Source organism: Flagellimonas allohymeniacidonis (assembly GCF_004296335.1).
GTDB classification, from domain to species: Bacteria; Bacteroidota; Bacteroidia; order Flavobacteriales; family Flavobacteriaceae; genus Flagellimonas; species Flagellimonas allohymeniacidonis.
This window is the reverse complement of sequence record NZ_SGIU01000002.1, coordinates 225,309-246,291: the sequence shown is the minus strand read 5'-3', so window position 1 is coordinate 246,291 and position 20,983 is coordinate 225,309. Positions and strand designations below refer to the sequence as shown.

The 20,983-nt window shown below is 40.6% G+C and carries 20 protein-coding genes; 17 read left to right on the top strand and 3 right to left on the bottom strand.

The annotated features are described in order from the left end of the window. Nucleotides 1-3: 3 nt before the first annotated feature. The 8 genes from EW142_RS09460 (at nucleotide 4) to EW142_RS09425 (ending at nucleotide 7,593) form a co-directional block, all read left to right on the top strand. Entirely contained in the window at nucleotides 4-1,077 is a 1,074-nt protein-coding gene (locus EW142_RS09460; protein WP_130613189.1) for a serine hydrolase domain-containing protein, read from the top strand. A 108-nt stretch (nucleotides 1,078-1,185) separates the two neighbouring features. Next, nucleotides 1,186-2,097 (top strand): phosphate/phosphite/phosphonate ABC transporter substrate-binding protein, encoded by a 912-nt coding sequence (locus tag EW142_RS09455; protein ID WP_130613186.1) that lies wholly within the window; start codon nucleotides 1,186-1,188, stop codon nucleotides 2,095-2,097. 127 nt (nucleotides 2,098-2,224) lie between these two features. Continuing rightward, nucleotides 2,225-2,458, top strand: coding sequence for a thioredoxin domain-containing protein (locus EW142_RS09450; protein ID WP_130613183.1), 234 nt, complete (start codon nucleotides 2,225-2,227; stop codon nucleotides 2,456-2,458). A gap of 39 nt (nucleotides 2,459-2,497) precedes the next feature. Then, entirely contained in the window at nucleotides 2,498-3,223 is a 726-nt protein-coding gene (locus EW142_RS09445; RefSeq protein WP_130613181.1) for a hypothetical protein, read from the top strand. Nucleotides 3,224-3,225: 2 nt separating this feature from the next. Continuing rightward, on the top strand, nucleotides 3,226-3,489 hold the full coding sequence (locus tag EW142_RS09440) for a DUF2024 family protein (RefSeq protein ID WP_130613178.1): 264 nt from the start codon (nucleotides 3,226-3,228) through the stop codon (nucleotides 3,487-3,489). 53 nt (nucleotides 3,490-3,542) lie between these two features. Further along, on the top strand, nucleotides 3,543-4,148 hold the full coding sequence (locus tag EW142_RS09435) for a MarR family winged helix-turn-helix transcriptional regulator (RefSeq protein ID WP_130615648.1): 606 nt from the start codon (nucleotides 3,543-3,545) through the stop codon (nucleotides 4,146-4,148). Between the two features lie 97 nt (nucleotides 4,149-4,245). Continuing rightward, entirely contained in the window at nucleotides 4,246-5,193 is a 948-nt protein-coding gene (locus EW142_RS16960) for a helix-turn-helix transcriptional regulator (protein WP_313790911.1), read from the top strand. A 63-nt stretch (nucleotides 5,194-5,256) separates the two neighbouring features. Then, complete coding sequence (locus tag EW142_RS09425) at nucleotides 5,257-7,593, top strand: outer membrane beta-barrel family protein (RefSeq protein ID WP_130613175.1); 2,337 nt, start codon at nucleotides 5,257-5,259, stop codon at nucleotides 7,591-7,593. Here EW142_RS09425 and EW142_RS09420 read toward each other — a convergent pair. Both EW142_RS09420 and gldA read right to left on the bottom strand, forming a co-directional pair. Further along, nucleotides 7,586-9,037 (bottom strand): pyridoxal phosphate-dependent decarboxylase family protein, encoded by a 1,452-nt coding sequence (locus tag EW142_RS09420; RefSeq protein WP_130613172.1) that lies wholly within the window; start codon nucleotides 9,035-9,037, stop codon nucleotides 7,586-7,588. The genes EW142_RS09425 and EW142_RS09420 overlap by 8 nt on opposite strands. Nucleotides 9,038-9,141: 104 nt before the next feature. Further along, complete coding sequence (gene gldA / locus EW142_RS09415; RefSeq protein ID WP_130613169.1) at nucleotides 9,142-10,035, bottom strand: gliding motility-associated ABC transporter ATP-binding subunit GldA; 894 nt, start codon at nucleotides 10,033-10,035, stop codon at nucleotides 9,142-9,144. 334 nt (nucleotides 10,036-10,369) lie between these two features. On the opposite strand from gldA, the gene EW142_RS09410 reads away from it, so the two are divergent. The 5 genes from EW142_RS09410 (at nucleotide 10,370) to EW142_RS09390 (ending at nucleotide 15,034) form a co-directional block, all read left to right on the top strand. Further along, nucleotides 10,370-11,200 carry a prephenate dehydratase gene (locus EW142_RS09410; RefSeq protein ID WP_130613166.1) on the top strand — a complete coding sequence of 277 codons (831 nt, stop codon included), beginning with the start codon at nucleotides 10,370-10,372 and terminating at the stop codon, nucleotides 11,198-11,200. Next, nucleotides 11,197-12,339 carry a pyridoxal phosphate-dependent aminotransferase gene (locus EW142_RS09405; RefSeq protein WP_130613163.1) on the top strand — a complete coding sequence of 381 codons (1,143 nt, stop codon included), beginning with the start codon at nucleotides 11,197-11,199 and terminating at the stop codon, nucleotides 12,337-12,339. The genes EW142_RS09410 and EW142_RS09405 overlap by 4 nt, the downstream gene beginning before the upstream one ends. 2 nt (nucleotides 12,340-12,341) lie before the next feature. Continuing rightward, a complete protein-coding gene (locus tag EW142_RS09400) occupies nucleotides 12,342-13,202 on the top strand; it encodes a prephenate dehydrogenase (RefSeq protein WP_130613160.1) in 861 nt (286 codons plus the stop codon). Nucleotides 13,203-13,210: 8 nt separating this feature from the next. After that, a complete protein-coding gene (locus tag EW142_RS09395; protein WP_130613157.1) occupies nucleotides 13,211-14,293 on the top strand; it encodes a bifunctional 3-deoxy-7-phosphoheptulonate synthase/chorismate mutase type II in 1,083 nt (360 codons plus the stop codon). A gap of 66 nt (nucleotides 14,294-14,359) precedes the next feature. Next, nucleotides 14,360-15,034 (top strand): head GIN domain-containing protein, encoded by a 675-nt coding sequence (locus tag EW142_RS09390; protein WP_130613155.1) that lies wholly within the window; start codon nucleotides 14,360-14,362, stop codon nucleotides 15,032-15,034. An 81-nt stretch (nucleotides 15,035-15,115) separates the two neighbouring features. Here the strand turns inward: EW142_RS09390 and EW142_RS09385 are convergent, their stop codons facing one another. Then, complete coding sequence (locus tag EW142_RS09385) at nucleotides 15,116-15,556, bottom strand: hypothetical protein (RefSeq protein WP_130613152.1); 441 nt, start codon at nucleotides 15,554-15,556, stop codon at nucleotides 15,116-15,118. A 96-nt stretch (nucleotides 15,557-15,652) separates the two neighbouring features. On the opposite strand from EW142_RS09385, the gene rsgA reads away from it, so the two are divergent. From rsgA to EW142_RS09365, 4 genes are all read left to right on the top strand, one after another. Continuing rightward, nucleotides 15,653-16,588 (top strand): ribosome small subunit-dependent GTPase A, encoded by a 936-nt coding sequence (rsgA, locus tag EW142_RS09380; protein ID WP_130613149.1) that lies wholly within the window; start codon nucleotides 15,653-15,655, stop codon nucleotides 16,586-16,588. After that, the gene (gene dtd / locus EW142_RS09375) at nucleotides 16,589-17,041 is read left to right on the top strand and encodes a D-aminoacyl-tRNA deacylase (protein ID WP_130613146.1); all 453 of its coding nucleotides are present in this window, start codon (nucleotides 16,589-16,591) and stop codon (nucleotides 17,039-17,041) included. Between the two features lie 81 nt (nucleotides 17,042-17,122). Continuing rightward, nucleotides 17,123-19,033, top strand: coding sequence for a DUF3857 domain-containing protein (locus EW142_RS09370; protein WP_130613143.1), 1,911 nt, complete (start codon nucleotides 17,123-17,125; stop codon nucleotides 19,031-19,033). A gap of 5 nt (nucleotides 19,034-19,038) precedes the next feature. Beyond that, nucleotides 19,039-20,982: a transglutaminase family protein gene (locus EW142_RS09365; protein ID WP_130613140.1), complete on the top strand. Its 1,944-nt coding sequence runs from the start codon at nucleotides 19,039-19,041 to the stop codon at nucleotides 20,980-20,982. Nucleotide 20,983 lies beyond the last annotated feature (1 nt).

The following is a 20,983-nucleotide window of genomic DNA, read 5'->3' as shown; positions in this document are numbered from 1 at the left end:
AGGATGAAACGGTTTTTCTCTAGGATTCAGAATTGGCTAAAAGCAGAACCTAGGGTTAGATTGCTCGAGGATTTGGAAGGAAGGGAAAAATCAGATGCCATTTTACACAATCTATTTGCTGAATCACGAATTCCCGGAATTTCAATTACAATAACCAGCAAGGAAGAGATTTTACTTCAAAAGGGCTATGGGTATAGTGATATGGAAAGGAAAGTTCCTGTCGATCCCAAAAAAACTCCCTTTCGAATTGCAAGTATCTCAAAGTGCATTACTGCCATGGCCTTGGGGAAAATGGTAGAGGAAGGTGTCATTCAATGGGACGATTCATTTTACAAACATGTACCCTACTATCCAAAAAAGAAATATGATTTTACACTGCGGCAATTGGCCGCTCACACTGCCGGAATTCGAGGGTATCGCGGTAAGGAATTTGCATTGAACCGGCCCTATTCCATAAAAGATAGCCTTCAAGTCTTTCAAAATGACCCCTTGGTGTTTGAACCGGGAATGGGCTATCTCTACAACAGCTATGATTTTGTTCTGCTTTCCTTGGCCATGCAGGAAGCAAGTGGAATACCTTTTGAAAACTATGTTCAGGAAAAGATTTTGATTCCACTTGGGATGAGCGATACCTCTTTACCCAGAAAAGATGGCTATGAATCTAAACGGAAAAACCCCAACCCGCAGTTTTACACAAAAAACACCTTAGGGTTTCGAAATGCTGTTCCAGTGAATAATTTTTACAAGCTTGCGGGTGGGGGTTACCTTTCCACAAGTGATGACATAGCTCGATTGGGACAGGCCATTATCAAGCAAGAGTTACTTACCTCGGCTACCTATACTGAGCTGCTGTCTTCACAGACAGTAAATGGGAAGCCCACCTACTATGGGCTTGGCTTTCAAGTTAGTCAAGATGAATATGGCAGACCCTTTGTAGGTCATGTGGGTAATAGCGTTGGAGCCTATACCAACTTTTTCGTTTACCCCAATGAAGAGGTGGTGTTCACCGCATTGATCAATTGTTCCGACCCCAATGTTCAACAAGACCTGGATAGTAGTAGGAATTTGTTTTTTTAGGTGTTTTTGCTTTAGCTTAAGCGGAACCCTGGCATAGGACACTTTGTTTTTATGGTATATAGTTTACTTTTGCCCTCATTCAATCATCAATCTTAAAACATATCAAAAATGATTAAACTTCATTCGGTAAAACTTCTTACCCTACTTTTTCTTGTTTTGTGCTCCTATAGGTGTCAAAAAAAAGAACCTTTAATACTTGCAACCTATACCTACTCCACCAATGACCGCATAGATAATTTGTTGCCATTATCCAAAGACTTGGAAAAACAATTGAACAGAAAGGTTGAGGTGAGAAGTTATCCTGATGTCCCCTCCTTTATTAGAGGCATTAAGGCAAAAGAGGTAGATATCGCCTTGATCAACACCCTGGGCTATCTAATTTTATCCACGGATAATGATGTAATGCATCCTATCGCGACGCTAAAGGTTACTGAAAATGCTGTCGATAACTACAAATCAGTGTTATTGGGCAATACCGACAGCATTACGGATTTAAAAGATCTTGTGGGCCAGGTGGAGAATTTAAGGATGACCTTTGTTGCTCAGGGTTCAACTTCTGGTAATCTTATGCCTCGATTGTTGCTAAGTTCTCTAGGCATCAAAAACCCTGAAGCAGACTTTGAATCGGTCAGTTATGGAGGAGACCATACTAAAACCTTTAATAAGTTGCTGTCCAACGAAACGGATATAGCGGCAATAGGAAGCAGTGAATTCTACAAGCAAATTGCTTCCAAACCTGGTGCTGATTCCCTGAAGGTTCTATGGCTCTCTGACGAAATTCCTTTGGGACCGGTATTATTGAACAATGATTTGGCAGATACCGACAGGGAAAAGATTAGCAAGGTGTTCTTGACCTTACACCAAAAAGCACCACACAGTTTAGAGGCCGTAAAAAATGGCTGGTCCGAAGCGAAGCAAACCGACCGATTTTATCAAATTGATGATGGCTATTATCAAAATTTTAGAACGCTCAAAGGTAATAGCACCGACTTACCGAACATCTTAAAATCTTTTGAATAGGATATTCCAAACCTTGAGTCACTAGAAAACAAGCAACAAAGATTGAAAATTAGCTCAAATTTGTTTTAATTAGGAATCCTTACTATATTTGCATTGCGATTTTGCAATAATTTTAATTCTATTAACAATGAAAAAGTCAATTTTTTATCACGCGGGTTGTCCGGTATGTGTTAGCGCTGAACAAGAGATTGTCCAGCTAGTGGGTGAAGACAATATCAATATTGTTCACCTTGGGGAGAAAACAAGTCAAATATCAGAAGCGGAAACGCTGGGAGTGAAGTCGGTACCGGCTTTGGTGACCCCAACGGGAAATGTTCTCCATATCAACTATGGCGCTTCCCTCGAAGAGGTCAAGGCGTAATTTTAAATTATAAAGTTAGGAATCCTAATTTAAAATATTATGAAAACAAAAAGTATTGTAATTATGGGACTGTTTGCTATAGGAATTTCATTTAGCTCCTGTGCCCAAAAAAGTCCGTACAACAACAACGATTTTTCAATAAAAGCTGTTCAAGTTACCCATGAACATGATTTGGCTGTGACAGTTTGGGAAATTGCGGTAGAGGGAAATGCCGGTAGAACCGTTCCGACCCCTGCGGGTCAGTTGGATGGCGCACCGGTTTTAGGTTATGTGTTCCCTACTAGTCTTAAATCGGTGGATGTTGGTTTTAGTGAAACCGAAGGTATTGTGGCGTTGGCCCTGACCTCCCATCCTGATTTTGACGACACCCCGCTTTGGGATGAAAATAGTGATGCGATTTATGATAATGATGGCGTCATTTGGCACCCGCACTGGGTAGTGCTGGTTGAAGACTCAAGAGTTGCAGGTGGACTTTCAGTGAAACAATTCAAAAAGGCCGATCATACTGTCGTTTTGCCTCCAACCAATCCCGGAATGCCCATGTTTATGGATTCCCCGGGTTATCCTGTATTACAAAAAGAAAACATTATCAAGGTAGTGGTTCCCAATTATCGTATCAGCAACAAAACTGATTTTCAGTATGACGGCGTAGCTGCTTTTATGAAAGTAAACACTAGCTTGGAGGACAAACCCATGTTGGGCGTTTATGACGTCTATAGTGTTGCGAGTGGAGATTTATCATTGCCTTTTACCGTAAAACAATAGCTATGAGAGTTTCAGTTTGGGATACCTATGTACCTCGCGAAGATGGAAAAGTGATGCATTTTGATATTTTGGTTCCCGATAAGATGATAGATACCGATATCATTTTTGAATACGGAAAGAAGTATTTGAATACAAAACTATTTGGAACCGGAGTTCTTACTTCCAGTGAATGTCGCTTTTGCCATATCCAGTCTGCTCCGCCACAAGTTGTGAATAGCATTTCGGAAAAGGGCTATCACATTATTGAAATGGAAAATTGTTCCTAATTTAATTAGGAAAGCTAACTTTGCCTGTCAGGAAACTGGCAGGCCTTGTTATGATGAAAAAAAAAGTATTTGACCCAAAACTACAAGAAACGGACCTTGCCGGTAAAATCGGTGCAGGTTTGGAGCGTGTATCCCAGGCGTTTAAGGTACTTCTTTGGGAGAAAGCCAAGGCGTTCGGATTAAGTCCCATTCAAATTCAAATCTTGGTTTTTGTTGCACACCATCATCGAGAATTGGCCAATGTGAGCCATCTTGCCCAAGAATTCAATGTGACCAAACCCACTATAAGTGATGCGGTTCGTGTTCTTGGTAAAAAAGAACTCATTATAAAAGACCATTCTTCTGCCGATAGTCGTTCTTATACCATTCTTTTATCGGACAAAGGGAATGAGGTGGTGGCTCGCACGGAAGATTTTGCCCAACCCATTTACGAGCAAATCAATCAGCTGGAAGGAGCTGAACAAACTGAGCTTTTTCGATTGCTCTCCAAAGTAATTTATCAATTCAACCAAAAGGGCATACTTTCCGTACAGCGTACTTGTTTTGCCTGCAAGTTCTATTCGAAGAGTGCCAATGGGCATTATTGTAATCTTTTGGTGCAACCGCTGAAGGAAGAAGAAATTCGGTTGGATTGCCTTGAATTTGAATCAAAGTCTTAGTTAGGATTCAATTTTCATTCATATTGTGTAAATTTCGGTATACATAAAGAACTCGGTGAAAACATTCCTTTCCATAGTTACCCTTTTAATTTTTTTGATGAGTCCAGTACTTAGGGGGCAAAATGCGATTTCCGGCTTTGTTAATCTCGAAAATCCAGAGCAATGGGGGAATAAGGTGTATCTCAGCCAAGTTGCTATGGAGGGTTTGGAAAATAAGACCAAAGTAAAATCCATCGCCATTGCTGATATCCGCAAAGATGGGTTTTTCAAATTCGACCGCAAATACCTATCTGGAAGGAATAAGATTTACAGGCTTCACGTAGAACGTATACAGCAAATTATCAATGACACCATCACTAAAGATGTCAGGTTTATTTCTTCCAATGAAGATAGGGTGACCTTTCCCAAAGGCGAAGAAATCTTTGCCCCATATTCCAATTCCAATGTGGGCGATAAGGAATGGAAGAGATTAAAGGCTTTCGAGGCCAAACTTATGGAACAATACCTCACCGAAGAGGAAAGTAGCCAACCTAGAAAGGGGTTTGTAAAAGACTCTCTTCAAATTTTGATGGTCAAGCTCATTGGGGTAAAGCAGTTGGATCAAAAGAATTTGTTGGAAAAGGATATTGGGGAACACCCCCAGTTTTATCTTAACCTATTGACCGAACTTGAGAAAAGTGACCTTGATCCTGGAGAATATGCCTTTTTGGACCGAAAATTGGCCTACTTGACCAAGCTAAAAACGGAAGAAAGACTCAAATGGTCGTTGGGGCTCAACGCCGGATTACTTTTTGTGCTGATTGGAGTAGTGGCACTTGCCTTTAGATTCGGGTTGAAGAAACGTGTAGTTGCACCAGTTGCCTTAAGTCGACAGGAAGCAACCATCAAAAATTTAATTCTGGAAGGCAAGACCAACAAACAAATCGCCAATGAGCTTTTTATCAGCATCAGTACGGTAAAAACCCATATAACCAACCTTTATGCGAAGCTAAATGTTTCAAGTAGAGGAGAGCTTTTGCAAAAAAGCACAGGTACTAGTACTTAAATCCTACCCTTTTTTCTTCCTTTCTGGATTACTTCAAAATTTCTTTGTAATCAAAAGTAAGTTTTGAAACACCATGCATTTTTCTTCGTTTTGGTTTTTGCGCCATTGGTTCTTTTTGGACAATATCGTGTAAAGGTCCATGGAAACGTGACTGACCCTAATGGTAACCCCATTTCCATTGCTGATGTGTTGTTGTATGATGCTGATGAACAAAACCTATTGGCCTATACCACGGTTAGTAATGGGACATTTGTTATTGAGGCTGAGTCCAATGAAGATTATTCCCTTCAAATTTCTGCTTTGGGGTTTAAAACAAAGGTCATTTCAATTTTTTTAGATTCCGAATTGGAGCTGGACATTGCGCTTGAAGAGAGTGCAACTGCCTTGGAGGAAGTAGAGGTCGTTGCTACTCAAAACCCCGTATCGAATACCAATGGCAATATTAAAATCAATGTACAACATCCGGTGTTTTCGAGCATTCCAGACCCATTGGAAGTCTTGTCCAAACTTCCAGGGATACAGATTGCCGCTGATAGGGAATCCCTAAGTCTTCTGGGAAAGGGAAACCCTCTGATTTACATGAACAACCAAAGAGTAGATTTTGAAGCACTAATAGGACTTTCGGTGGATGCCATAGAAACAATTGAACTCATTCAAAATCCTTCTGCCAAATACGAAGCCAGCGGAAGAGCGGTACTTTTGATCACAACAAAACGTAACATGAGTAGGGGACTGACAGGCACTTTGCAGGAAACCGCTTCTTGGAAACGGAATTTCAACAACTATTTAAATACCAATGCCAGTTGGGTCCAAACGGGGTTTGAGATCAATGCAAATTTGGCTTTGAACCATTTGGCAACTTGGGAAAGCAATGCTTTTCAATTTAACATACCCACTGCAGACATTTTTTCGGATTACGAAGTCCTTATTCCTAGGAATAACAGAACCCAACTCAATTCAGGCTTGGGATTTTATCTTCCCATTTCAGACCAGGGGAGTGACTATCTCTCATTTAATTCCGTGTTGAGGATTCAAACCGATGATTTTCCCATTGAAACCGAAACCTTACTTCAAATAAGGGATAGCTCGGACGCCATTTTAACGGATACCGGAAACGAGAATACAAATAGTTATTTCAGTGGTAACTTGAATTTTAATAAATCCATAGAAAAGGATTTTACCTTTTTTTTTGGCCTTCAATACTCAACCTTTAACAGAGACTTTGCAACGGATATTCGCAACAATCGTAACAATTCAGGATTTGAATTGGAACAGCTCCGTAACCAGGATTTTGAATTGAACTCCTTGGCCATGAGAATTGATTTTGAACATGGGATTTCTAAAAACTCCTTGTTGGAATTCGGAGGAAACTGGAACGAGGCCCGTGCCAATGCTTTTTCTGATATCCAAATTCTACAGCCCCCTCAAACCACCATTTTTGATTTTGGGTATCAGGAAAGCCTATACGCAGGATATGTTTCCTTTTCCGGCAAACTGTCCCCCAAAATGGATTTTTCGGGAGGACTTCGAACGGAATACAATCGAGTGGGCAGTGAACTGACCGATGAATCTGTGCCTTTGATCGAACGGGAGAATACGCGATTGTTTCCTAGAGCTTCCTTGAATGTGACTATCGATAGTACGAAAACTGTATCACTCAATTATGCCAGAAGCATTACCCGACCCAATTTCTCGCGAACAACAACAATTACCACATTTATTAATCCGGTATTGGAGGGTGCCGGGAATATCAATTTATTGCCAGAGATCACTGATGAATTGTCCGCAAATCTTCAGTGGCAATCCAAATCGTTGACCGTGGGCTACTACAAAACCCAATTCCCCATGAATTTTACCATTGGCTTTGATGCGGAAACACAAAATGCTATTTTATCCCAAGTCAATTTGGACAATGCCTCGGGTTTCTACGCAACCGCAAATCTTCCAATGTCAAAAGGCATTTGGACCTCAAATACTACCTTAAGTGTGTATTACAATCAGATTGAGGATGAAGGGTCTGTACTGGGTGAGGCAAGGCCTTATGGTTATTTTTATACCAATCATCAGTTTAAAGTGGCCAAGGACACCACAATTGCCTTGGGCGGTTGGGGGCTTACGAAAAGAAGAGAGGGGATTTTTCAAAGAAATTCAATACTGTTTGCAGAAGCAAGCATCAACAAAAATTTTGGAAAAAAGCTGCTTTGCTCACTTCGGTTCAATGATATTTTTAGGCAATTGAATTTTGAAGAAGCCTATACTATTGATCAAGTAGAATCCGATGGGGTCTTTATTGCCGACGGCCATGAAATTGCCCTTTCGGTGAAATACTCCTTTGGCACAAAAAAGGAACAAAGGTTTCAGAACAAAAATGTGGATGAAAACATCGAGCGCATCAACTGACCACTTTTTTCTTCTCCAAGAACTCGTTGGCAAATTTTCTACAGAGATTCAAGGTGTCTTTTACATCTTCCAATCGGGTCCTCGGATTGATCAAACACATTCTTAACACAACTTGGCCTTGCAAAATGGTGGTGACCAGCAAAGCCTCTCGAGAGGCAACCACCTTGGCCGAAACGTACTGGTTTATTTCATCGAGCTCTTCCTCACTCAGAGATTTCCCAATCGGATTAAACCGAAAATTGATAATGGCCATGGTTGCGGGAAAAACAACTTCCCAACTCTTACTCCTTCGCAGGATGGCTTCAACTTTTTCTGCTAAGTCTATTCCATAACCAATGGCTTCTCTAAAAGCACTAAGACCGAAGGTCTTGATGGACATGTAAAACTTCAAGGCCCTAAACCTTCGGGTCAACTGAATTCCATGGTCGTAAAAGTTGATTTCCGAGGTATTTCCCTCAATATCTCTTAAATATTCTGGTTTTTCGGTAAACGTATGGCTAAGATGTTTGTGGTTTCTAACTAAAAGGCAACCCATTTCATAGGGTTGGAACATCCACTTGTGGGGATCAATGGTCAAAGAATCGGCTTTGTTGATTCCTTTAAGCAATTGCTTTCCTTTAGGTGATAAAATGGCAGCAGCTCCATATGCTCCATCAATATGAAACCATATGTCCTCTTGCTTACAAACTTTGCCCAGTTCCTTTAAGGGATCTACCGTTCCCGTGTTGGTTGTACCCGAGCTAGCGATGACACAAAAGGGTTGCAGTCCTTCCAAACGGTCCTTGGAAATGCAGCTTTTGAGCTTGTTTATGGAAAACTTGAACTCCAAATCTGTCGGAATAATACGAATTTGATCTTTCTTGAACCCCAGCACACGAATTGCTTTGATATTGGAAGAGTGCGCTTGATCGGATAGGTAAATGATGGCTTTCGAAAAATTCTGCCCACACTTAACTCGTCTGGCGGTGGCTAGTGCAGTTAGATTGGCCATGGAGCCCCCACTGGTAAAAATTCCTCCACCTTTCTTCTGGGGAAAACCAAAAATCTTCAACAACCATTGCACGGTGATGATCTCAAGTTCAGAAGCTGAGGGCGAGGTTACCCAACCTCCAGAAAACACGTTGAAACCAGTGGCAAGTGCATCGGCCATGACACTTACATAATTACTGGGGCCTGGTACAAACGAATACATTTTCGGATGGGAAACCAGGGTGCTGTTGGTCATTACCTTATCCAGTACAAATTGGAGTACCTCACTGGCATCCATGGGGCTTTCAGGGGCTTCTTCCAAGAAAATGGAATCCATCTCTTCACGAGATCCCAAGGCTACCGGCAGTTTGTCCTTCTGGGTATGATGATGATCTACGATGGCGTCAACAATTTGATACCCGTAGGTTCTCATGGCTTCCTCAGAAAGTTCAAGCTTTGCGGCGTCTTTTTTCATCAAGAGAGATTAAATTGGCAATGTTTGGAGCAAAACTACCGCTTTAGAAAACTCTAAAAACTGATTTTACCCATCTTTTTACAACCTTTTCCAAATTTTGGCATTTAGGAAGTCAGTTCTGTGAAAAGGCTTTCAAGATTTTTGTTCTTACGGCTGAGTTGGAGCGTTTTTAATTGGTTGTCATGGGCAAAATCGAATACTGCAGGGCGCATATCCGTAGAGGTATTAAAAGTAATTTCATAAACAAATCCTCCCACATTTTTTACCTGAGACACATTGGGAAGTTGTTTTAAAAGCACTTCCTCAACACGGTAATCAAACTCTACCTCAATAATTTGCTCTTCTGCCTCTCGCAGTTCCTCCATTTTTTTGTCTGCCACCAATTCCCCCTTGTTGATGATAATGACCCGATCACAAACCGCCTCAACTTCCTTCATAATATGTGTCGAAAGTAAAATGGTTTTTTCCTTGCCTATTTCCCGAATTAGTTTTCTTATCTCAATAAGCTGGTTGGGGTCAAGACCAGTAGTGGGCTCATCCAAAATCAAAACTTCAGGATTGTGCAACAAGGCAGCGGCAAGGCCAACACGTTGACGGTATCCTTTGGATAGTTGCCCAATTTTTTTATGGGATTCAGGTTCCAATCCCGTCTGCTTGATTACTTCATCAATTCGGGACTTGGGCACTTTGTACACTGTAGTATTGAATGCGAGGTATTCCCGCACATACATTTCAAGATACAGCGGATTGTGCTCTGGAAGGTAACCTATACTTTCTTGCACATCCCTCGATGCAGTCACCACATCAAATCCGTTGACCGATGCTTCTCCAGAATCTGCTTTATAATACGAAGTCAAAATGCGCATCATAGTCGATTTTCCGGCGCCATTTGGACCTAAAAAGCCCACGATTTCCCCCTTTTTGATTGAAAAAGAAACTTGGTTCAAGGCTTTTTGTTTGCCGAAGGTTTTGACGACATTGCTTACCGTAATGGACATAAATGGAATTCTATACTTCAAAAGTAAGACTAAGATTGCTTTTGACCAACGCCAATTGAAATTGGGAATCCATAAAATAATGGCAAATTGAATTAGAAATTCACAACGAAAACGAACAAATCCTTTAGGATTGGTAAAAAGTCGAAAGACAACTTTGTTTTTTCAATGGAATGGCCAATATTAGCTGCATAATTATCGAATAATGTTCAAAACGTATTTCTGGAGCGGTTTTTATTTTTACTTCTTTTTCCGAAGAGGTATGGGGCTGTTTTAGTATACATTAAGTATAAAAAGTAAATAGAGTCCCGACATAAAATCGGGACTTTTTTATTGCATGAAACTAAAAGTGGCCATACAGGGAATCAAGGGAAGCAACCACCATCAGGTAGCCAAGGACTTTTTTGGTCAGGATTTGGAATTGGTGGAATGCTTGTCTTTCGACAAAATGATAGACCATTTATTGACCGGTAGGGCGGATAAGGGCGTTATGGCCATTGAAAACTCCATCGCAGGGTCTATTATCCCAAACTACAACTTGGTGTATCACAACAAAATCCACATTATTGGTGAACACTACCTAAGTATCCACCATAATCTTATGACACTCAAAGGGCAAACCATTGATGATGTTGAAGAGGTCCGTTCGCATCCCATGGCCTTGTTGCAGTGCAAGGAGTTTTTAAAGCAATATCCCCATATTAAATTGGTTGAAGACGTTGACACGGCTGAAACAGCAAGACGCATTCAAACAGAAAAATTGACCAATATTGGTGCAATAGCCCCTAAAGTGGCTGCTGAACTATATGATTTGGAAATCATTGCCTCAGAAATCCAAACCATAAAAAACAATGCCACACGCTTCATCATCTTAAAGAAGAAGAACAAGGTGATTCCGAAAGAGGAAATCAACAAAGCCTCACTACGGTTTATCACAGATCATAAGAGAGGAAGCCTGGCAACGGTTTTAAATGTGATGAGTGATTGTAATTTGAATTTAACTAAAATACAATCTCTGCCTGTAATTGAAACACCTTGGAAGTATGCTTTTTTTGTTGACGTGACCTTTGATCAGTACGACCATTTCACAAAGGCCAAATCGCTTTTGGAAATCATGTCAGAAGATTTTATGGTGCTTGGTGAATACACAAATGCATTGTTGTTATGATTGTAGCAGAACGATTACATTCGGTTCAGGAGTATTATTTCTCAAAAAAATTGCGGGAAGTAAGGGAGTTGATTGCCAACGGAAAACCTATAATCAATATGGGAATTGGCAGTCCCGACTTGGCACCCGCACCCCAAGTTTTGGAAACCTTGAGGGCATCGATAGCCCATAATGGAGCCCATCAGTATCAAAGCTACCAAGGCCTTCCAGAACTCCGAATTGCGATTTCTGAATTTTACAACAAGAAGTTTGGTGTTAAAACGAATCCTTTAACTGAAATTTTGCCCTTAATGGGTTCAAAGGAAGGAATCATGCATATCAGCATGGCATTTTTGAATCCAGGTGACGAAGCCTTGATCCCCAATCCCGGATACCCAACCTACGCGGCGGTCACTAAATTGGTTGGAGCTGTGCCCAAGACATATGACCTATCGGCTGATAATGGATGGTTTCCCGATTTGGATTTGCTTTCACAGGAAGACCTATCCAAAGTGAAGTTGATGTGGGTAAGTTACCCACATATGCCTACGGGAGCAACTGCGGATAAGGAGCAACTCGAAAAGTTGGTGCATTTTGCGAAAGAACATCAGATACTTCTTGTAAACGATAATCCCTACAGCTTTGTTCTCGCTAAAAATCCAACAAGCTTGTTATCCATTCCCAATGCGAAGGACCATGCCCTTGAGTTGAATAGCCTGAGTAAAACCTTCAATATGGCCGGTTGGCGTGTGGGTATGGTTTTGGGAAATGAGGAGCACATCAATGCAGTGTTGAAAGTGAAAAGCAATATGGACTCTGGCATGTTCTACGGTATCCAAAAAGGAGCAGTGGCAGCCTTAAACAGTGGTCCGGAATGGTTTGAATCCCTGGACAAGATCTACACAGAACGCAGACAATTACTGTTTCAGTTGGCAGAAAAAATGGGATGCTCTTATGACCCTAATGCAGTGGGCATGTTCGTTTGGTCAAAGCTGCCCAATGGCGTAAAATCTTCAGAAGATTTTATTGATGATGTGCTGCATCAAAAACATGTTTTTATAGCGCCGGGCACCATTTTTGGTGCTAATGGTGAGGGGTACATTCGATATTCGCTTTGTGTGAAGAAAGAAAAAATTGAGGAAGCAATCGACAGATTTTAAATATGAAGGTAGGTGTAATAGGTATTGGATTGATTGGAGGTTCCTTCGCCAAGGACATAAAACGAATATGGCCCGATTCCAGCATTTTTGGAATTGACTCCAATGAAGCACACCTGGAACAGGCGATACAACTTAATCTTGTCGATGCCAAAGGGGACTATGATAATCTCACGGATGCTGAACTGGTTATCGTTTCAATTCCTGTGGATGTATTGGTCAGGGAGCTGCCAACAATTCTCGATGCCTGCGGTGATGACACCGTTGTCATTGATGCGGGTTCCACCAAGAAATTAATCTGCGAGACCGTTGCAAGTCATCCAAAGCGAAGAAACTTTTTGGCTTGTCATCCCATTGCGGGAACCGAGTTTTCGGGTCCTTCAGCCGCTTTTGAAGGTTTGTATGAAGGAAAGACCAATATTATTTGCGAAGTTGAAAAAACAGCTTTCAAGCTTCAGGAACGAGCATTGGAACTGTTTCAGAAGCTCAATATGCGGATTCGCTACATGAACCCAATTGCACATGATCAGCATATTGCCTACGTATCCCATTTATCACATATCAGCGCATTTATGTTGGGAAAAACAGTAATTGAAAAGGAGAAAAATGAACGTGATATTTTTGACATGGCAGGGAGTGGTTTTGAGAGTACCGTGAGACTTGCCAAGAGCTCCCCGGATATGTGGACGCCGATTTTCGAACAGAACAAGGAAAATGTAGTGGAAACATTGGAGGAGTACATTGAAAATTTGCAAAAATTCAAACAACTGCTGCTCGATGATGATTACCAGAATGTGTACAACGAAATGAACAATACGAACAGAATAAAACAAATCTTAAAAGGAATACCACTTACAAAATCATAGAATTTAACATGGAGAACAAAAAAGAATTGCGAAAATGGTTGGACGATATGGCATTGCCACACCCTTTGGTGATAGCCGGTCCCTGTAGTGCTGAAACAGAAGATCAGGTTTTGAAGATAGCCCACGATTTAAAAGATACGGATGTGAACTATTACCGTGCCGGTATTTGGAAACCCAGAACGCGTCCTGGTAATTTTGAGGGGGTAGGGTCTATTGGATTGAAGTGGTTACAAAAGGTCAAGGAAGAAACGGGATTGAAAACGGCTACTGAAGTGGCCAATAAGAACCATGTTGACTTAGCCTTGGAACATGATGTCGATTTACTTTGGATTGGGGCACGGTCCACGGTAAGCCCGTTTATTGTGCAAGAAATTGCCGATGCCCTTGAAGGTACCGATAAGGTGGTATTGGTCAAAAACCCGGTCAATCCCGATCTTTCGCTTTGGCTAGGGGCTGTTGAGCGCTTGGCTTCGGCAAACATCGAAAAACTGGGCGTTATCCATAGAGGTTTTTCAACCTATGAGAAAACAAAATATCGCAACATTCCAGAATGGCAGTTGGCCATTGAACTACAATCACGGTTCCCTGATTTACCCTTGATTAACGATCCTAGTCACATTACGGGTAAACGGGACATGATTTTTGATGTTTCCCAAACCGCTTTGGATTTAAACTTTGATGGTTTGATGATAGAAACCCATTATGATCCGGATAATGCCTGGAGCGATGCGGCCCAACAAATTACACCCAAAAGACTCGTACAGATTATGCAAGATCTAAGAATACGAAAAGAGACCGATGAGGAGGCGGAGTACAACAGCAAAATCAATAACCTAAGGACACAGATTGATGTAATCGATAATCAATTGATTGACACTTTGGGCAAGCGCATGAAAGTTTCCGATGAAATAGGGCAGCTCAAAAAGAAACGAAATGTTGCCGTATTGCAGACCAATCGATGGAACGCTATTTTAGGGAACATGATTTTGGAAGGGGAGCAACGCGGTTTGAGCGAAGAGTTTGTACTTCGTATGTTCAAAGCCATTCACCAGGAGTCCATCAATCATCAAGAGAAGATCATCAACGCTTAAATTTTTGTCGATAAGTGTAACAAATGACTCTTTGGTTCATCCTTATGAAGTAAAAAACGAACAACGATGAAAAAAATATGTCTCTTATTTTTGGCTTTGTCATCAACAGCCATTTTTGCCCAACGCACCATCGATACTGAAGTTGGTGATTTTGAAAAAATCAAGGTTTTTGATTTAATTGAAGTGAACCTTATTCAATCTGAAGAAAATCGAATTGTTATCAAAGGAAGAAATGTCGATGACATTAAGTGGATGAACAAGGACGGCGTTTTGAAACTTAGAATGCAGTTGGATAAAAAATTTAGGGGCGAGGATACCTTTATCGAAGTGTATTACTCTGATTTGCTCGTAATCGATGGGAATGAAGGGGCACAGATCACCTGCAATGAAATGGTGAGTCAGGGAAAAATTGAACTCCGAGCCCAAGAAGGTGCCAAAATCCATATTGGAATGGATGTGGATTATGCCGATGTAAGAGCGGTAACCGGAGGTATTATTGAAGCTTCTGGTTTGGCGCGAACCCAATCCATTGTCCTGAATACAGGAGGAATTTTTGATGGAAGAGCCTTGCGTACATCGACTTCTGATGTAAAGATTTCCGCAGGAGGGGAAGCCGAGGTTTTTGCTTCGGACCGAATCGATATCAACGTGAAAGCTGGGGGAGATGTTACTGTATATGGCCAACCCAAGAAAGTGAACAAAAACACGTTTGTAGGAGGACGTGTTAGAATTATTGATTAAAATAATCGTGATGAATGAAAAAGGCCCCAACAAAATTGTTGGGGCCTTTTTTTATAAATGCTCTTCTTCGAAAAAGAAAATTTATTTTTTGAAAATATAGCGGGTAATGAAAATTCCTTGTCCATCACCTTTACCACCTTCACTTTCTACAGCACTGGTAACAAAGGCCAATTCCCAGCCGTTGGCTATCATATCATTGATCATGGAAGTGATCAAAGCATCATTGGCGGCAATGTTCTGAAAACGAATACCACCCAGGTTATAGAAGTTCAAAAGTTTGGTTTCCTCAAAGTTTTTCACTCGGATATCACCCCTTTTGGATTTGTTTCGGGTGTTGTCTTCCTCAGTTTGTACACTGGTGTACTCCCTGTAGTCCTTGTCTTCAAGGGCGTTTACAATTCTTGATCTACCAAGACCATTGGGAACAATGGATTCTACACTGGTAATGACCTTGAACTCTTGTGCATTAACAGAAAAGGCCGAGGCCAAAGCGATTAGTGCGGTAAAAAAGATTTTTTTCATAATTAATTGGATGATGTTGATTGTTAATACTGTATTCAAAGATATACGCACAAAAACAAGGATTATTGTTTCTTTGCAAAGAAATATGAACAAATAGTGCGCGGAACTGTTTATAAATCCACAGGGAGTTGGTATACCGTAAAGTCCGATGAAGGAGCGTTTTACGAGTGCCGTATTAAGGGTAAGTTTCGCATAAAGGGCATCAAAAGTACCAACCCTGTTGCCGTTGGGGATCATGTGATTTTTGATTTGGAAAAAATTGGGGATGAAACCGTCGGCATAATTTCTGAAATTGAGGAAAGGAAAAACTACATCATCCGTAAGTCGGTGAAACTTTCCAAACAAACGCACATCATTGCTGCAAACTTAGACCAGGTATTTCTGCTTATCACACTTAATAACCCTACAACTTTCACCAGTTTTATTGACCGGTTTTTGGTCACTGCGGAAGCCTATGATATCCCCGTGGTGCTGCTGTTCAACAAAATGGATGTTTATGATGAGGATGAAATGGTTGAGGTGGATTATCTGATTGATCTTTACCGGGAAATCGGATATCATTGCATTCAGATTGCTGCCAAAGAGGGTGTAAACGTGGATCAGGTGAAAGAACTCATGATTGGAAAGATTAGCATGTTCTCTGGTCATTCGGGAGTGGGAAAGTCCACCTTGGTAAATGCTCTGGAAGCGGGCCTTGAACTTAAAACAGCAGAAATTTCAGAGCAGCACCTCCAGGGGTTGCATACCACAACCTTTGCCGAAATGTACGACCTTTCTTTTGACGCCCGGATTATCGACACCCCCGGGATAAAGGGGTTTGGTATAGTGGACATGGAAAAGGATGAGATTGGGGGCTATTTTCCAGAGTTCTTTGAGTTAAAGGCCCAATGTAAGTTTAATAATTGTCTGCATTTGGATGAACCTAAATGTGCCATCAAAGCTGCCCTGGAGGAAGAAAAAATCTCATGGAGCAGATATCGCAGTTATGTTCAAATGGTTACCGGCGAAGACGAAGTTTATAGAGAAAGGTAAATGAGAGCGGTAATACAGCGAGTTTCCAAAGCCAGTGTACAGGTCGATGGGGAAATCATTTCCAAAATTGGAAATGGGCTTCTAATCTTGTTGGGGATAGAGGAGTCTGATGGCCAGGAAGATATTGAATGGCTTTCGAAAAAAATTGTCAATCTTCGTATTTTCAATGATGAAAACAAGGTCATGAACGAATCTGTCGTTCAGCAAAATGGCGATATCATTGTGGTAAGCCAATTCACCTTGCACGCCCTGATCAAAAAGGGCAATCGCCCTTCCTATATCAATGCGGCCAAACCAGATATTGCCATTCCACTTTATAAAAGATTCGTGTTGCAACAAGAAAAGGATTTGGGCAAAAAAGTGGGAACAGGAGTTTTTGGTGCAGACATGAAAGTAGAACTATTAAATGATGGTCCGGTGACCATACTTATCGATACAAAAAACCGAGAATAGCGAATTTTGTCTAATTTTTTTTTCTGGTTTGTAAGAAATTTGACAAATTAGGGGTAACCAATACAACCGAACCTTAAACCAATGCGCTTAACCGCAATTCCCCTATTATTCCTTTTTTTTCAATTACACTTTTCCTTTTCTCAGAATACGGAGCTGTCATTTTCAAGCTTTAATCCAGAAATGCTCATTTCTGCAAATGCAGTAATCCGCAATCATCAAATGCAGGTAAATCTTCTCTCCAAAGATGAAATGCTTGTCGATTATGTTCGTACCGTCACTGTTTTGAATGAAAAAGGAAACAAACAGGTTCAGGCCTATGTCGGTTACAGTAATAGTGTTACAGTAAAAAATGCAAATGCCAATATTTATGACAAAAATGGCAATCTGCTAAAAAAGGTAAAAAAGAAAGATTTTCTGGATGTGAGCGCCGTGGATGGCGGAACTCTTTATTCTGATTCCCGTGTTTTATATATGGGCTATTTGCCCACGGAATACCCCTATACCGTCTCTTTTTCATATCAACTTAAAACAAAGAATACAGGCACGATACCCTTGTGGTATTTTATTGACGGTTTTTTGGTCAGTACAGAAAAAACAAGCTATACCATATCTTATGCTGATGCCGCCCTTAAACCAAAAGTGCTAGAGCGCAACCTGGAGGACTATGGAATCGCGCAAAAAGAATCTCCTTTAAGTATTACCTATTCTGCTGAAAATCTAAAGGCCCTAAAAGCAGAAAGTTTGATGCCTTCAATGCATAAGATCCTTCCAAATTTGTTAGTGTGCCCTGTAAATTTCTATTACGAGGGATTTAATGGTTCTGTCAATGATTGGACAGACGCAGGCAATTGGATGAACACCAATTTGTTGAACGGCCAAGATATTCTTGACCCGGGGACCATAACCATGGCGGGAAATTTGGTGTCTGGGATTGAGGATGACTTGGAAAAAGCCAAAGCTATCTACAGTTATGTACAAGAAAATACCAGATACATAAGTGTACAAGTGGGTATTGGAGGACTAAAACCCATTAGTGCTATTGAAGTGGATCGAGTGAAGTACGGAGATTGCAAAGGTTTGACTAACTACACCAAGGCACTTTTAAAAGCAGTAGGGGTCGAGTCCTACTACGTGCATGTTCAAGCAGGTAAGGAAATAGTGGATTTTGAGGAAAATGCTGCTTCCTTCGCACAAGGCAATCATGTGATTTTGGCCATTCCCTATAATGAAAAGTACTATTGGGTTGATTGTACCTCACAAGTACATCCTTTTGGCTTCCTAGGCGACTTTACAGACAACAGAAAAGTTCTTTTGATGAAGCCGGAAGGTGGGGAAATCACCACTACCGATGCTTACTTGAACGAAGATAATCTCCAAGAAACCATTGGTACTTATTCATTGAATGATCAGGGTAATTTATCAGGAAAGGTCAAGATCATCACCAAAGGAATACAATACGATCAACATTTTTATCTCGAAGGGAGTTCCAAATTGGACATTGAGAAACATTATAAAAACTATTGGAGTAACATCAATAACCTTTCAGTCAATTATTTCTCGTTTGAAAATGATAAAGATGCCATCACCTTTGAAGAAAATTTGGAGGTAGGCGCAATTGGGTATGCCAGTAAATCACAAGACCGATTGATTTTTGTGGCAAATGCCTTCAACAATATGCAAAGTGCCCCTCCCAGATACCGTAATAGAAAATTTCCACTTGACATTCAACGGGGGTATATGGACCAAGATACCATGCAGATTGATTTTCCAGAGGCTTATAAAATAGAATCGTTACCCCAAAAAAGAGAACTGAAAACCAAGTTCGGGGAATATGCCATCGATTTTCTGGTAGAGGATGGAAAAATTAAGGTGATTCGGAAAATTTTGATTAAGGCCGGAACGTATCCAAGTTCTGACTATGGCGCATATCGAAACTTCAAAAGAACCATTACCAAAATAGATAACTCAAAAGTAGTACTGATCAAAAGATAGCAACAATGATTAAAAAAGTTACCCTTATACTTACCTCGCTCTTTTTCACTCTTAATGTATCCGCGCAAGAAATCAAGTTCGGAAGCGTGACCAAGGAGGAATTAATGGAAAAAGAATTTCTTCATGACAAATCTGCAAGTGCGGCCATTTTATATAAACATCGAAATAGTTATTTGTTGACCACCAACGACAATACCCAGCTGATTACTGAGATTTTTGAACGTGTAAAGATTTATAACAAGGATGGTTTTGAGTATGCCACCAAGGAAATTAGTTTATACAAGAACCGTTCTTCTGAAGAAAAAGTTAAGAAAATAAAGGCGGTCACCTATAACATTGTGGATGGCAAGGTAAAGGAATGGGAATTGGAAAAGGATGCCATTTTTGAAACAGAGGTCAGTTACAACTATAACCAAGTGAAGTTTACGATGCCCAATGTTCAAGAGGGCTCGGTTTTGGAGTTCTCCTATAAGGTCATCTCGCCCTTTATTTGGAACATTGATGAGTTTAGGTTTCAATACGATATTCCGGTTTATCGAATGAAAGCGGAAATTAGAACTCCCAAAGGGTTTCGATTCAAACAAACACCAAAAGGGTACTACAATGTGTATCCCAAAACATACACAAAAGTTGATAATCGGATCGGGATGGACGTAGTGGTGAATGAATATAATATTCAGAATATGCCCGCCATGAAGGCGGAGAGTTATGTGGACAATATTCATAATTATCGATTAGGTGTGTTTTTTGAATTGGTTTCGGTTGAATTACCAGGACTTTTTAGAAGCTACGCTCAAAGTTGGGGCGATGTGGCCAAGACTATTGGGGGTTCCAATGACTACAAGAATGAACTTGACAAGACAAAATCCTTTGATGCCGAAATTGATGCCTTATTGGAAGGGGAGACCAGCCAATTGGCCAAAATGAAGACAATATTCAAATACGTAAAACAGAACATTACTTGGAATGGCCTTGATGGCAAGTATTTTTATAATGGACTGAAGAAGACGCTAAAAGAGAAAAAAGGTAATGCAGCGGACATTAATCTGCTCTTAGTGGCGATGTTGAGATATGCAGGCGTTGATGCCAATCCAGTAATTATCAGCACAAAGGAAAACTTAATTCCATTTTTTCCGACAATAGACCGATTGAACTACGTAATTGCCTATGCCGTTATTGGGGATAAACCATACTTCATGGATGCTACGGACGAATTCAGTGACATCAATGTGTTGCCGGTAAAGGACTATAATTGGAAAGGAATTTTGATTGATAACAATAGAAAGGTCTGGAAACGCATTGATTTGTTATCGCCTGGAGTATCTTCAAATATGTATTCCATTGCAATCGATTTAAGCGAAGACGGTACCTCGGAAGGAAATTGCCGAGCGCGTTTCAACAGGCACAGTGCAATGAATTTCAGAACAGGATATAAAAGTCAGGATATGGAATCTTACCTATCGGCAAAAGAAAGTATGTACGCTGATATTGAAATTGAAGCCTACCAAGCCAAGAATGCCGATGGCTATGTAGGGCCTGTCAGTGAATCATTTAACTTCTACAACGACTATGGAGCGGACAATATTGATGGAAAACTGTATGTGAAACCGCTAAGTTTCTTAATGATGGAAGAAAATCCCTTTAAGATTGAGGAGCGGGAATATCCAGTTGATTTTGGTTATCCGTTCAAGGATGTTTATATGGTCAAACTTAATATTCCGGAGGGCTACAAAGTGGAATCATCTCCAGCTCCGATGATTTTGAGTTTGCCAGATAAGTTGGGTTTGTTTAAATACAATGTTGACCCAAAAGAAACCGAGGTGGATATTATGGTGAATTTTGAAATAAACAACGCCACAATTTCCCCAATATACTACCCCTATTTGAAGGAATTTTTCAAACAAGTGATTGCAAAAGAATCAGAACAACTAGTTTTGTCCAAAATATAGG

Excerpts from the sequence above, each read along its gene's own strand:
- EW142_RS09435 (WP_130615648.1), top strand. The coding sequence starts at position 3,543 with ATGAAAAAAAAAGTATTTGACCCAAAACTACAAGAAACGGACCTTGCC.
- dtd (WP_130613146.1), top strand. The coding sequence starts at position 16,589 with ATGAGAGCGGTAATACAGCGAGTTTCCAAAGCCAGTGTACAGGTCGAT.
- EW142_RS09395 (WP_130613157.1), top strand. The coding sequence starts at position 13,211 with ATGGAGAACAAAAAAGAATTGCGAAAATGGTTGGACGATATGGCATTG.
- EW142_RS09385 (WP_130613152.1), bottom strand. The coding sequence starts at position 15,556 with ATGAAAAAAATCTTTTTTACCGCACTAATCGCTTTGGCCTCGGCCTTT.
- EW142_RS09405 (WP_130613163.1), top strand. The coding sequence starts at position 11,197 with ATGATTGTAGCAGAACGATTACATTCGGTTCAGGAGTATTATTTCTCA.
- EW142_RS09450 (WP_130613183.1), top strand. The coding sequence starts at position 2,225 with ATGAAAAAGTCAATTTTTTATCACGCGGGTTGTCCGGTATGTGTTAGC.
- gldA (WP_130613169.1), bottom strand. The coding sequence starts at position 10,035 with ATGTCCATTACGGTAAGCAATGTCGTCAAAACCTTCGGCAAACAAAAA.
- EW142_RS09440 (WP_130613178.1), top strand. The coding sequence starts at position 3,226 with ATGAGAGTTTCAGTTTGGGATACCTATGTACCTCGCGAAGATGGAAAA.
- EW142_RS09390 (WP_130613155.1), top strand. The coding sequence starts at position 14,360 with ATGAAAAAAATATGTCTCTTATTTTTGGCTTTGTCATCAACAGCCATT.
- EW142_RS16960 (WP_313790911.1), top strand. The coding sequence starts at position 4,246 with ATGAGTCCAGTACTTAGGGGGCAAAATGCGATTTCCGGCTTTGTTAAT.
- EW142_RS09365 (WP_130613140.1), top strand. The coding sequence starts at position 19,039 with ATGATTAAAAAAGTTACCCTTATACTTACCTCGCTCTTTTTCACTCTT.
- EW142_RS09445 (WP_130613181.1), top strand. The coding sequence starts at position 2,498 with ATGAAAACAAAAAGTATTGTAATTATGGGACTGTTTGCTATAGGAATT.
- EW142_RS09410 (WP_130613166.1), top strand. The coding sequence starts at position 10,370 with ATGAAACTAAAAGTGGCCATACAGGGAATCAAGGGAAGCAACCACCAT.
- EW142_RS09400 (WP_130613160.1), top strand. The coding sequence starts at position 12,342 with ATGAAGGTAGGTGTAATAGGTATTGGATTGATTGGAGGTTCCTTCGCC.
- EW142_RS09460 (WP_130613189.1), top strand. The coding sequence starts at position 4 with ATGAAACGGTTTTTCTCTAGGATTCAGAATTGGCTAAAAGCAGAACCT.
- EW142_RS09420 (WP_130613172.1), bottom strand. The coding sequence starts at position 9,037 with ATGAAAAAAGACGCCGCAAAGCTTGAACTTTCTGAGGAAGCCATGAGA.
- EW142_RS09370 (WP_130613143.1), top strand. The coding sequence starts at position 17,123 with ATGCGCTTAACCGCAATTCCCCTATTATTCCTTTTTTTTCAATTACAC.
- EW142_RS09455 (WP_130613186.1), top strand. The coding sequence starts at position 1,186 with ATGATTAAACTTCATTCGGTAAAACTTCTTACCCTACTTTTTCTTGTT.